Origin of the sequence: Chryseobacterium shigense (assembly GCF_900156575.1) — a bacterium.
GTDB classification, from domain to species: Bacteria; Bacteroidota; Bacteroidia; order Flavobacteriales; family Weeksellaceae; genus Chryseobacterium; species Chryseobacterium shigense.
Window position 1 is genome coordinate 420,896 of the sequence record NZ_FTNY01000004.1, and the last position, 13,014, is coordinate 433,909.

Genomic DNA, 13,014 nt, shown 5'->3' on the forward strand with positions numbered 1-13,014 from the left:
AAAACTCTATCATTTCCCTAAAAACCGGAGAATATCTGCATTCAACTCATCAGCATTTTCAAAAGGAATCATGTGGGTGGCATTTTTGTAGATCTTCAGTTCAGCATGAGGTATTTCTTTTGCCATCATTTCCGTATGATCCTGCTTAATCACATCTTTATCTCCGGCAATGACTAATACGGGACTTTGTATTTTTTTGAGATCTTTTGTAGTGATATGGGGCTCATTCAACATCATTTTCACCAACCTCCGTTCGTTGAGCTTTTCAGGTTTGTTTTCCACATTGAGTACGAGAAGCTGATTTTTCATATGAGAGATCAGTCTTTCGTCAACGCCTGAGGGAAAGGTATTGGCTCCGATAGTAATTAATTTGTTAAGGTTTTCAGGATATTTAATGGCAAACTCAAGTCCTGTAATGCCGCCATCGCTCCATCCGGCAATATTAATTTTCTTTAATCCCAGTCTGTCTGCTAGAGCTTTTACATCCTCTGCAAACTGAGTATAGGTAAAATCTTTTTTCGATAGATCAATACTTTTGCCCTGTCCTCTTGTATCTACAATAATAACCTTAAATTGTTTGGAAAGAACAGGAATCTGCTGGTAAAAATCCTGTATACTTCCTGAATTGCCATGAAGAAGAAAAAGCGGTTCTCCTTCACCATACATTTCGTAATAAAGCCGGGTGTCTTTTAATTCAAGATACCCTCCTGAAGATTCATTTTTTCCGTACACCGCGTTTTCGGATTCTGTTTTATATCGGGAAATATCAGAAATCAGCCCTTCGAGATCGTCGCCCAAATCTGCTGCTTCATCTTTGGTATTTTTTCCACTTTTATCCACTTTGACATCGATATTAATGGCTGGTGCTGCCAGCGTCATTTTTTGCCAGTCTCCGTAAAACTTCCTTAAAAAACCTGTTCTGAACAAGGCGGCACTGATATTGATCTTTCCATCAAATTCTTTCAGAAACTGAATTCCGACGAAGAATTTTCCCCTGACCCAGATATTATGGTCATTGACATCCAGTGTATAGGTTCCGTCTTTGATCATGTCCTGTGTAAGTTCCACCGTGATTTCTTCATCCAGAATATTGGTATCCGGAAATCCGTTTTTCTCGCTGTAAATACTGTAGCGCATCAGCACAGGTTTATCGGAAGTATAACTGGCGATATTCAGATTGATATTTTTGATCTTGGATCTTTTGCTGGCATTGAATTCCAATGCAGTTTCGCCCAGAAAATCTTCTTTTTTGAATTTTGGATTAACGGAATACAGAACATGTTTGGTCTTGGTATTGACTCCCCAGTTTTTATCTACGAATTTCTTAAGTTTAATGCTGACTTCCTTTATTTCTTTAACTTTTTCTTTTAAAAAAATCTGCGGTCTATCCTGTTTTCGGAAATTCTGTACAGTTTCTATATAAGGTTCGTAGCCGGGAACTTCTATTCTGAGTTTCCGGGAAGCATCGAGTCCGGAAAGGTCTATGGAAAAATTACCTTTATCATCGGAAACCGTTCCTGTATTTTCTTTTTCTATCCCTATTTTCACATAGGGAATCGGATGTTTGTCATTTTGGGAAATAACCGTTCCGGAAATCACCTGTGCATGGAAAGAATAAGCTGCTAAGAGAAAGAATAAAGCATTCAGTTTTTTCATGGGATAAGTTTGGTGCAAAATTCTTTATTTCCTCTGTTCAACACTCCCAAGATCTTATTAAATTTATTCGATGTTTCGTTAAATTTATTGTAAAATATCCCTTGTTTGTGACAGAAGTTCTAAAAAAAGTATAAACTTTTCTTTTACAGAATCTTCATGATGTCTTCCCATGAATGCACTCTTTTGTAATTTTCGTTTTCTATCAGCTTATTATGAGGCTGTGTGAAAATGATTTTTTCGCCGGCAAAATGATCCAGATTTTTAGGATAATCATCAATCATTACATCCCCGTGAACTACTTTTTTGCTTCCGCACAAAACAATCTGTTCCCAGCTGATAAACGGAAAATGTTCTGCCAGCCAGTCAAATTTTTCTCTCAGACTGTTGGGAAACTCCATTCCGGCGGACACAATGTAGAGTTCATATTTGCTGTTGATATATTCCAAGGCCTCGCGGCTTCCTTCCATCACGGGAAGTGTTCTGAAAAAACCGACTTCATTAACGTGTTTTTTTCCATTGGGAAATGCTTCAATTTCTGGGATTCCCACAAGACCATTGACTTCAATTTCTCTACCTGAATCTCTTTTTTCAAACTGGACCAGCTGATGATACACATCTGCCATTACCCCATCCATGTCTACAATTATTCTTTTCATTATTTTAAATAAGATTTAGCATTCATTAGCATCAAAAATCAAGCCTCCGGGCCTCCAAAATTAAGGAATGATTTGGTGAAGGCTCGTATCCTATGTATTAATACATCTTAAAATATTGTTATTCAAGATTATTCTCTGAATTTAAATTTGGCCAGTTGAAGCGCATTGGGTAAAAGTTTTCTAGTTACATTTTCGTACTTTTGCCGCTCAATACAAAATCAATATCAAACCATTACATTCCAATGAATTACGTTTCTGTCGAAAATCTTACTAAATCTTATGGCATCAAAGTGTTGTTCCAAAATATCAATTTTCATGTAAATGAAGGTGATAAAATAGCCATTGTTGCTAAAAACGGGAGCGGAAAATCTACCCTTCTTAAAATATTAATGGGGAAAGAAATTGCAGACAGCGGAACTGTAAACATTAATAAAGACATCCAGGTTGTTCTTTTTGACCAGGAAATCGATTTTGATTCTGACCTTACTATTGATGAATTTATGATGACGCTTGATTCTGCTCCTATACAGGCGTTAAAGAATTATCATAAATCACTTCTTTCCACAGATTATGATTTCATTGAAAAAGCTTTGGCTGAAATGGAAATTCATAAAGCATGGGATCTGGAGAATGACATGAAACAAATTCTGTCCCAGTTGAAAATCACAGATCTGGACGCTAAAATGGGAACCCTTTCCGGAGGACAGATCAAGCGTGTGGCCCTGGCCAAATTACTGACGGAAACCAGAGCTGAGCATCGTCATACCCTTCTGATCATGGATGAGCCTACCAACCACCTTGATGTAGAAATGGTAGAGTGGCTTGAAAGCTATTTGAGTAAAGCCAAAATAACGCTAATTCTGGTAACTCACGATAGGTACTTCCTGGATGCTGTTTGCGGAATTATCTGGGAAATGGAAGATAAAAATCTGTATTTCCATAATGGATCTTATGCAACTTATCTTGAAAACAAAATGATTCGTGAGGACAATATGAATTCCACCATCGATAAAGCCAACAATCTTTACAGAAAAGAACTGGAATGGATGCGAAGACAGCCCAAAGCGAGAACTACAAAATCGAAATCCAGACAAGATGACTTTTATGAGACTGAAAAAATAGCCAAAACCGATACAAGAAAAGAATCTCTGGAGCTTGATTTCGAAATGAAAAGGCTTGGAAACAAAATTCTGGAGCTTAGGGATATTTCTAAAAGCTATGGTGATAAATTATTATTAAAAGATTTCAGCTATCAGTTTCAGCGGGGCGAAAAAGTAGGAATCGTAGGAAAAAATGGTGCCGGAAAATCTACCTTACTGAATATCATCCAGGGGCTTGAACCGAAGGATTCCGGAGAAATTGAAACGGGAGAAACCATCAAATTCGGATATTTTTCACAAAAAGGCCTTAAATATAAAGAAGAGGAAAGAGTCATTGATTTCATTAAGGAAATTTCTGAAAACTTCCCCTTAGCCAACGGAAAGACAATCTCTGCATCACAGTTTCTGAGATTATTCTTATTTGATGATCAGACGCAGTATTCGCCTATTTCAAAACTTTCCGGAGGTGAAAAAAGAAGATTGCATCTGATGTACATTTTGTATCAGAATCCCAATTTCCTGATCTTTGATGAACCTACGAATGACCTGGATCTTCCCACTTTGACGGTACTTGAAAATTTTCTATTGAACTTTCAGGGCAGCTTGATTATTGTTTCTCACGACAGGTATTTTATGGACAGAATTGTTGACCATATTCTGGCTTTTGAAGGGGAAGGAAAAATCAGAGATTTTATCGGAAATTTCTCAGAATACAGAGATGCTAAAAGTCGCGAGGATGCATTGGAAAAAAATGCAGCATCCAAACCGGAACCTGTAAAAGAAATTGTGGCTGTAGTTGTACCGGAAGTAACCCAAGCTTCTGCCCCAAAAAGAAAAATGTCCTTCAAAGAACAACGGGAACTGGAAACTATAGAAAAAGAAATGCCTGAGCTTGAAGAAAAGCGAGCCAAAATCATGGATCAGCTTAATAATGAAACGGAATACGAAAAGGTGGCAAAATTATCTGCTGAACTTGAAACCATTTCTGAAAAGCTTGAGGAATATGAGATGAGATGGCTTGAGCTTCAGGAAATTTAAAAAAGTTTTAAATTATAAGTGATGAGTGATGAGTTAGTAGAAAGTAAGGCTTCAAATACTTGAGAAAATAAGAATTTCGAATTGTCTTAATAATAATGTCAACTCGAAACACGCATCTCTAAACTAATAACTCATCACTTATAACTCATAACTCATAACTCATAACTCAAAATTTACAACTCTCTTACAAGTCAACTATTTTACCCCCTTTTGAACTCTCCAGAGAGGCATCAATGATCTTCATATTCTGAACCACTTCTCTCCCCTGAGATGGCAGTGCGTATCCGAAGACAATGTATTCATAGATCTGCTGGTAGTAATCCATATAATTTCCGGATTCGCTGGAAGTCAGAATTCTTTCTGTTTCTGAATTCTCATTTAAAAAGTTTAAGATTCCATCTGTTCCTTTTAATGGTTCTGTCCATTCATTACCATAAACGGGTATGGCTCCGGCAACCAGTTCGTTTTCCTGATTATCAGTCCTTTCCTGCAGAAAGCTTCCTTTTTCTCCGTGAATAGCATACGCATAATGAGCTTCTTTGGTAAATACAGATGATTTCAGTCTCACCCTTAAGTTATTTTTGTAATAAAGGAGAATTTCGAAATAATCATTCGCATATTCTTCTCCTTTCATGGAAAACACATCAGCGAAAAGCTTTTCCGGATAGCCGAAATACTGTACTGCCTGATCCACAAGGTGAGCCCCCAGATCATGAAGTGAACCTGAACCGGTCTGCTCCGGATCTTCTTTATGTTGTTTTCCACTTGGCGTCGTACGGAACCTGTCGAAACGGATCTCAGCTTCTTTGATCTCTCCCAGTTTCCCTTCACTCATTATTTTATGAACCTGTAAAAAATCACGGTCGAATCTTCTGTTCTGATAAACACTTAGAAAGAGTCCTTTTTCTTCTGCGAGATTTACAAGTTGTTCTGCTTCTGATACACTGACGGTAAAAGGTTTTTCAACGATTATATTTTTACCGGCTTCGAGCGCCATTTTAGCATATTCGAAATGCGTCTGAACAGGGGTGTTGATGATGACCAGTTCAATATCTGCATTCTGAAGCATATCTTCTACGGAACGATAAATAGTTGCTTCCGGATATTTCTCTTTAGATTCTTCTTTGCTTCTTTCTACGATAGCAGCCATAAAAAATCCGGGATGTTCTTTTAAAAACGGAGCATGAAACACTTTTCCGCTCATTCCAAAGGCACAAAGCCCTGCTTTTACCAATTGCATAGGTGTAATTTTTAAACAAATATATTCAATAATCCTCAGTTTGACAGCCTTCAGCTAGAATCGACCCTTTTATTACATTCTTAAAATATGACAAAAATCATTTTATTATTTTTATTAATTCTAAATTAATCCTTTTCGAATTCTTATTTTTGCCGCTATTTAAAACTATTCTACATAAAAATAAGAAATGAAAAAACAGCTAGCTTCTCTAGGACTTTTATTGGCCGCCTTGTCTGTAGATGCTCAGATGAAAAATCTGGAAGCAGATACCATCAGATCCCAGACGATAGAAGACATCAACCTTCACAAAACGGGAAATCCAAATCAGGCAAGAACATTATCTACCAAGTCTACACTTACGGTAATGGAAAATCCACAGGCCATCTCTATTGTAACGCATGAGATCATTGAGCAACAGCAGGCTAAACAGCTAAGTGATGTTCTTCAGAATGTAAACGGTATGTATGTTACTTCTTCGAGAGGGAATTCTCAGGATAGTTTTGGAGGGCGTGGTTTTATTTTAGGAAATGATAATATTTTCAAAAACGGAACCAGAGTCAATAGCGGTGTTTTTCCGGAAGTAAGCGGTCTTGAAAGAGTTGAAGTATTAAAAGGAGCTAACGCCATGCTTTATGGAAATACTGCTGCAGGAGGTATTATTAATATGATTACCAAAAAGCCTAAATTCAATTTTGGAGGAAGCGTAGGTCTTAACGGAGGAAGCTGGAATTCTTATAAACCGACTGTTGATCTTTATGGTCCTTTATCTAAAAATATAGCTTTCAGGATCAACGGTGCTTACGAATATGCTGAAAGTTTCAGAGATGTTGTACAATCTGAAAAATATTATTTTAATCCTTCATTCTTATTTAATATAAGTCCAAAATCTCAGTTAATTGTAGAAGCAGATTATCTGAAGAATAATTTCACACCGGATTTTGGTATTGGATCAATCACCAATGCTGATAAAAGCTACTCTATGAATAACCTTCTTTCAAGAAATGCTTTTTTAGGAACCGACTGGCAATATCAAAATGTAGAACAATTGTCTACTAATATTACATTTAACCATCAGTTTAATGAAAAATGGTCTCTGAATGCTACCGCTTCTTATCAAAACTATACCAAGGACTACTTTTCAACAGAAAGGGTACAATGGGAATATACAACAGGCAACAGACTGGCTTGGAAAAGACCTTTAAACAGAACTTATAACGAACAGAATTACACCTCGTTTCAAGCCAATATTAATGGTGAATTCAACACCGGAACAATCAATCATAAGGTTTTAATAGGAGCAGATGCTGATTATGGTCTTGCAGATTCCTATACCTATTATGATCCTACCATTGCTGATCCTAAAAAGGCTGTTTATGGCACCGCCTATTTGTATGGTACCAACGGAAATCCTAACGGACTTGTTTACTTGGATGATCCTTCTACATGGGCAGGAGGAAATATGCCTACGTCTGAGCACGTAGCCAAATTTGAACGCTCAAGAATCCCAACCCAGCGAGTAGGAGTATATGCTCAGGATTTCATCAGTATTTCCAAGCAATTCAAGGTGCTGGCAGGTTTAAGATGGTCTTATGTAGAAAACAAAAGCACAAGAAAAGAAAATTTCAAGGATCATACGACTCCTGATGTTCCATTTTCAAGCTCTTCCGATATGGCTCTGTCTCCAAAAGCGGGTATTGTCTATATGCCAGACAGTAATCTCTCGGTATTTGCAACGTATACCAATTCATTCTCTAATAATGTTGGTTTAGACAGACAGGACCAGGCGCTTAAACCTACCTATATTGACCAGTACGAAGTAGGAGCCAAGAAAAACCTATGGAATAATGCCCTGGCGATTAATCTTACAGTCTACCAGATTTTATACAAAAATTATTATCAGGTTGCTTTAAATGATGCAGGATTACAGATAGATCCTAACGGGCTTTTAAAAGATTTCGCAGGAAAAATGAGAAGCCGTGGCGTAGAATTGGATATTACGGGAAATCCTAGTGAGAACTTATCAATTATCGGAGGTTTTTCTTATAATAATTCGATCTACCTTGATACGCCGGAACAATTTGGATATGTGGAAGAACAGAGAATTGTAAGAACTCCGGCTACTACAGCCAATGCTTCCGTATTCTACAAATTTACCCGTTTTGCCAAGGGATTAAAAATAGGGGCAGGAGCCTACTATATCGGTAATCGTCTGGCAGGCTGGAATGACACCAAAACCGGAAGCAACAGTTTAGCTTCAAGAAATGGGGTAAGCCGAATTTTTGAATTAAAAGACTACACAACAGTAACCGTGTCCGTAGGGTACGAGTGGAAAAAATTCTCAATACAAGGGAAAGTGGGCAACCTGTTTGATGTAGAAAATTATAATGTACACGAAAATTATTCCGTGAATCCTATTACTCCAAGAAACTATTATTTTACGCTGACTTACAAGCTTTAGAATTTAATACGACAATAATTTTATCATTCAAAGTGGAAATTGCATTTTTGCAGTTTCCATTTTTAAATTTAAAAAACAAACAATACGATATGGATAAAATCAAGGACACCAGAACTTTTATGAGAATCACACACCGCTATCTGGGATATTTTCTTGCGGGAATCATGGCTATATATGCACTGAGCGGAGTTTTACTGGTTTACAGGGATACGGATTTTCTTAAAAAGGAAAAAAAATATGATAAAACCATTGCTGCCCATCTTTCAGAAAAAGAATTGGGAAAGGAGCTGAAGATCAAGGGTCTGGAAGTAGAAAAAACAGAAGGGAATATTCTTCACTTTAAGCGTGGAACTTATGATGCGGCATCAGGAAAAGCTCAATATTCCAAAATGGAGCTTCCTTTTGTTTTGGATAAGATGGTAAAGCTTCATAAATCTCAATCTAAGGAAACATTATCCCCTCTCAATACCTTTTTTGGGATTTCTTTATTTTTCTTTGTGATTTCAAGTTTCTGGATGTTTAATCCTAAAACAAAAGCTTTCAAGCGAGGGATCAAATTTACAATCGCAGGCCTTATTATATCGGTAATTCTTCTCTGTCTGTAAATTATAAAATCATCAAAAAATCAACCGAATAATTCACATTTCAATTAACCTTAAATTAACAGTTATTCTGAGTTTTTATCTTAAATTAAGAAGTCTGGCACATTTCTTGTTTTTTCTTTAACGTATAAATGATCACATTTAATTATTAAAATAATAAATTATGAAAAAACTAATTTTTGCAGGAATATTGGCAGTATCAGGTTTGACTGCAACGGCTAATGCTCAGATTCAAAAAGGGAACTGGCTGGTAGGAAGTAGCTTAATATCAAGTAATTTCGGTTTAAATACTGGTGGAGGATACAATATCGGTATTCAGCCTAAAGGAGCTTACTTCATTCAGGATAATGTTGCTGTAGGGGGATATGTAGACTTAGGTATCAATAAAGTAACGAATGGCAGCCCTACTGAATTTACTTATGGTGTAGGTGGTTTGGGACGTTATTATCTATCACCGGGAGAAAAAGGGGTGGATAACTTACTTCACCACGGTAGATGGTTCCTTGAAGGTAACGTAGGTATCGGAGGAAGATCAGTGGAAAATGCAGACTCTACAACCGGTTTAGATTTCGGTGCAGGTCCGGGTTATTCTTATTTCATTACGCCTAATATCGGTTTGGAAGGTCTAGTGAAATATAAAGGAAGAGCAGGATTTGGTAGCGAAGGATTAAATTCCAATATTACTTTCAACGTAGGATTTAGTATTTACTTACCTACTTCAAAAGCTAAGGAAGTAGCGAATGATGTAAGAAATTAATCATTTTCTAATTTTCCGAATAAAAAAATTGAAATCGCCCCGAAAAATTTTTCGGGGCGATTTTCGTACAAATTAAAACTAAACTATAAAAAATCAAATAAATCATGTATTGGGTTGAGGCGTATATCTCAGATACGGCTTTATTTCTGTCACGCCTTTCGGAAATATTTTCCTGGCGTCTTCCGTAGAAATGGCGGGTGGAATAATAACATCTTCACCATTTTCCCAGTTGACAGGAGTCGCAACCTTATGGGAATCTACAAGCTGAAGAGAGTCAAGTACTCTCAAAATTTCATTAAAATTTCTTCCTGTAGAAGCCGGATAAGTGATAATAAGTCTTACTTTTTTATCAGGGTCAATAATCAATAAAGAGCGTACGGTAGCAGTCAATGACGCATTCGGATGAATAAAATCATAGAGTTCTGAAATTCTTCTGTCTTTGTCTGCAATAATAGGAAACTGGACATCCGTGTTCTGGGTTTCGTTGATATCTTTGATCCAGTTCTGATGGTCTTCTACTCCATCTACACTTAAAGCAATGACCTTGGTTTCTCTTTGATCAAATTCTGATTTCAGTTTCGAAGTATACCCTAATTCGGTAGTGCATACGGGCGTGTAATCTGCAGGATGCGAGAACAGGATTCCCCATGAATCACCTAAAAATTCATGAAACTTAATATCACCTAAAGAAGTCTCTGCCTGAAAGTTCGGTGCTGTATCTCCTAATTTAATTGACATAATATTCTGCTTTATTAGTCTACAAATTTAGTAGACTTTTTTGAACTGGCAAATTTTTTGTTAGAAATTTATATCTTTAATCAAAAATTTTATTCATGCAGAACATTGGACACCGCTACGTAGATGTTATTTACAGGGTTTTGGAAAGCTGGTATATGAGGTTTGCCGAACTTACCCCCAAACTTATTGTCGGAATTTTAGTCTTTTCTTTTTTTCTTATAACTAGCAAGTACCTTAGTTTAGGGGCTGTAAAACTATTTCATAAATTCTTCCCTAAAAGCCAGAAGGAAAGTTCTCTGGTGACCTTAATCAGCATCTTCAGATTTCTGATCATGATGATGGGAACGTTTATTGCCCTTGAAATTATGGGCTTCAGTGGTTTCCTTTGGAAATTTATCGGAAGTTTAGGGGTAGCCGGGGTCATTGCCGGGGTGGCTTTAAAGGATCTGGTATCCAGTATCTTTTCAGGAATGCTGATCGGGATTGATAAGGCGTTTAAAATAGGAGATTATATTACCATCGGAGCTCATTCCGGAACGGTTCAGGAAATCGGTTTTCTGACCACGAAGATCATTACTGATGACGGCAAGAAGGCTTATATTCCTAACCAGGTTATTTTTAATGCTCCTTTTTATAATATTACCGCTTCTCCGCAGCGCAGAATTATTTTAAATTTCGAGATTCCTGCGGATGAAGATATCAGCAAAGCACAGAAAGGAATGCTTGATGTTATTAAAAGTCTTGACAGTGTAGACCGTCTGGATACTTCAGAAGTTATTTTTACCGATCTGAAACAGGGCAATTTTAACCTCCAGGCAAAATTCTGGATGAAGGTAGGAGCCAATATGGTTCAGTTGAAAAGCGAGGCTTATCTGAAGATCAAGGAGCGTCTGGATGCAGACAACATCCATCTGGTAACGCCTACAAGTATCAGTATAACGAATGGCGAATCTCTTCCCGCTGAAAATCAGGACAAATAAAATATCGGCCGCTTTTTTTAAGCGGCTTTTTTATGCTTCAAATTATTTACGGTGTTTTAATTTCAAGCTGCCTTTCTGAAGAATGCTGGCTACAGAATCATTAAAGTACTTTAGCTTTAAAATATATTAAGTGCTCAATAAAACCTTTTGTCTTATATTTTCTTATCTCTTACAGATTTTCATTTCACACTTTTTAAAACAATAAGATTAATGAAGGATCTAAGGTTAAGAAAAAATCAACTGATTTTTTAAGCTTCCCGCCTTCAAACGAAGTTAAACCTTAATATTCTTACCATCTTAATAAGTCTTAATGTTTTAAATTTACTTTCCAAAAGATCTATGATTTTTTATCAAACTTAGGCGCTCTCTTTTGCTGCCTGAATTTAAACTTGAAATAAACTTAAGTGTAAAAAAACTTTTGTGCCTTTTGTGGTTAAAAATAAAAAAAACCGCTCCAAAAAATGGAACGGTTTCTCAATTTATTTAAAAGTTCAGCTTATGCTAAAACTTCTTTTACTTTGTTTGCAGCTTCTTCTAAAGTAATGGCAGAATGTACAGGAAGACCTGACTCATCAATTAATTTTTTAGCTTCAACAGCGTTAGTTCCCTGTAGTCTCACGATCAATGGAACCGGAAGGCTACCCATCGCTCTGTAAGCGTCTACAACACCCTGAGCTACTCTGTCACATCTTACGATACCTCCGAAGATATTGATCAGGATTGCTTTTACGTTAGGATCTCTCAAGATGATTCCGAAAGCAGTCTGTACTCTCTGAGCATCTGCAGTACCTCCTACGTCAAGGAAGTTAGCAGGGCTACCACCAGATAATTTGATGATATCCATTGTTGCCATTGCAAGACCAGCTCCGTTTACCATACAAGCAACGTTACCATCTAGCTTTACGAAGTTAAGACCAGCTTCACCAGCTTCCACATCCATTGGATCTTCTTCTCTTGTATCTCTAAGTTCAGCTAAGTCTTTGTGACGGAACAATGCGTTACCATCTAAAGTTACTTTAGCATCTACAGCGATAATTTTGTTATCAGAAGTTTTCAACACAGGGTTGATTTCGAAAAGAGAAGCATCAATTCCCGTGTAAGCATTGTAAAGAGAGGCAATGAATTTTGTGAATTCTTTGAAAGCATTTCCTTCAAGACCTAGGTTGAAAGCAATTTTTCTAGCCTGGAAACCTTGAAGACCTAAAGCAGGATCAATGATTTCTTTGTGGATCAAATGAGGCGTTACTTCTGCAACGTGCTCAATGTCCATACCTCCTTCAGTAGAATATACGATTGTATTTTTACCTTCAGCTCTATCTAAAAGAATAGAAACATAAAATTCTTTAGTTTCAGTTTCTCCCGGATAATAAACATCTTCTGCAACCAAAACAGAGTGTACCTTTTTACCTTCAGCAGAAGTTTGTGGAGTGACCAACTGCATTCCGATGATGTTTTGAGCGTTTTCTTTAAGTTTATCCATGTTTGGAGAGAACTTTACACCACCACCTTTACCACGACCCCCTGCGTGAATTTGTGCTTTTACCACCCAAGCCTGAGCTCCGGTTTCAGCAGTCAATTTTTCAGCAGCTGCTACAGCTTCTTCTACATTGTTCGCTACGAAACCACGTTGGATAGCAACTCCGTACTTTGATAAAATCTCTTTTGATTGATACTCGTGAAGATTCATATTATTTTTATTATTTTATTTTAAAATTTAAAGGTTGACAAATTTACTAAAAAGACATGGAAGTTCAAGTTTATTGGCCTAAAAATTAAGGGACCGGAAACT

General features: G+C 37.0%; 10 protein-coding genes. 5 read left to right on the forward strand and 5 right to left on the reverse strand.

Going from position 1 to position 13,014, the window contains the following annotated elements:
• Positions 1-9: 9 nt before the first annotated feature.
• Both BW964_RS15445 and BW964_RS15450 read right to left on the reverse strand, forming a co-directional pair.
• Positions 10-1,656: an alpha/beta fold hydrolase gene (locus BW964_RS15445; RefSeq protein ID WP_076508497.1), complete on the reverse strand. Its 1,647-nt coding sequence runs from the start codon at positions 1,654-1,656 to the stop codon at positions 10-12.
• A 143-nt stretch (positions 1,657-1,799) separates the two neighbouring features.
• Positions 1,800-2,312 carry a 5' nucleotidase, NT5C type gene (locus BW964_RS15450; protein WP_076508498.1) on the reverse strand — a complete coding sequence of 171 codons (513 nt, stop codon included), beginning with the start codon at positions 2,310-2,312 and terminating at the stop codon, positions 1,800-1,802.
• Between the two features lie 242 nt (positions 2,313-2,554).
• Between BW964_RS15450 and BW964_RS15455 the strand changes: the two genes are divergently transcribed.
• A complete protein-coding gene (locus BW964_RS15455; protein ID WP_076508500.1) occupies positions 2,555-4,450 on the forward strand; it encodes an ABC-F family ATP-binding cassette domain-containing protein in 1,896 nt (631 codons plus the stop codon).
• Positions 4,451-4,634: 184 nt separating this feature from the next.
• Here the strand turns inward: BW964_RS15455 and BW964_RS15460 are convergent, their stop codons facing one another.
• Complete coding sequence (locus BW964_RS15460; RefSeq protein ID WP_076508502.1) at positions 4,635-5,690, reverse strand: Gfo/Idh/MocA family oxidoreductase; 1,056 nt, start codon at positions 5,688-5,690, stop codon at positions 4,635-4,637.
• 187 nt (positions 5,691-5,877) lie between these two features.
• Between BW964_RS15460 and BW964_RS15465 the strand changes: the two genes are divergently transcribed.
• From BW964_RS15465 to BW964_RS15475, 3 genes are all read left to right on the forward strand, one after another.
• Complete coding sequence (locus tag BW964_RS15465) at positions 5,878-8,148, forward strand: TonB-dependent siderophore receptor (protein WP_076508503.1); 2,271 nt, start codon at positions 5,878-5,880, stop codon at positions 8,146-8,148.
• A gap of 89 nt (positions 8,149-8,237) precedes the next feature.
• Positions 8,238-8,753, forward strand: coding sequence for a hypothetical protein (locus BW964_RS15470; protein WP_076508981.1), 516 nt, complete (start codon positions 8,238-8,240; stop codon positions 8,751-8,753).
• Between the two features lie 160 nt (positions 8,754-8,913).
• Entirely contained in the window at positions 8,914-9,507 is a 594-nt protein-coding gene (locus BW964_RS15475; protein WP_076508505.1) for a hypothetical protein, read from the forward strand.
• A gap of 102 nt (positions 9,508-9,609) precedes the next feature.
• Here the strand turns inward: BW964_RS15475 and BW964_RS15480 are convergent, their stop codons facing one another.
• Complete coding sequence (locus BW964_RS15480) at positions 9,610-10,245, reverse strand: peroxiredoxin (RefSeq protein WP_076508506.1); 636 nt, start codon at positions 10,243-10,245, stop codon at positions 9,610-9,612.
• A 95-nt stretch (positions 10,246-10,340) separates the two neighbouring features.
• Between BW964_RS15480 and BW964_RS15485 the strand changes: the two genes are divergently transcribed.
• On the forward strand, positions 10,341-11,225 hold the full coding sequence (locus BW964_RS15485) for a mechanosensitive ion channel family protein (protein WP_076508508.1): 885 nt from the start codon (positions 10,341-10,343) through the stop codon (positions 11,223-11,225).
• 496 nt (positions 11,226-11,721) lie between these two features.
• Here the strand turns inward: BW964_RS15485 and sucC are convergent, their stop codons facing one another.
• Positions 11,722-12,912 carry an ADP-forming succinate--CoA ligase subunit beta gene (sucC, locus tag BW964_RS15490; protein WP_076508509.1) on the reverse strand — a complete coding sequence of 397 codons (1,191 nt, stop codon included), beginning with the start codon at positions 12,910-12,912 and terminating at the stop codon, positions 11,722-11,724.
• Positions 12,913-13,014: the final 102 nt, after the last annotated feature.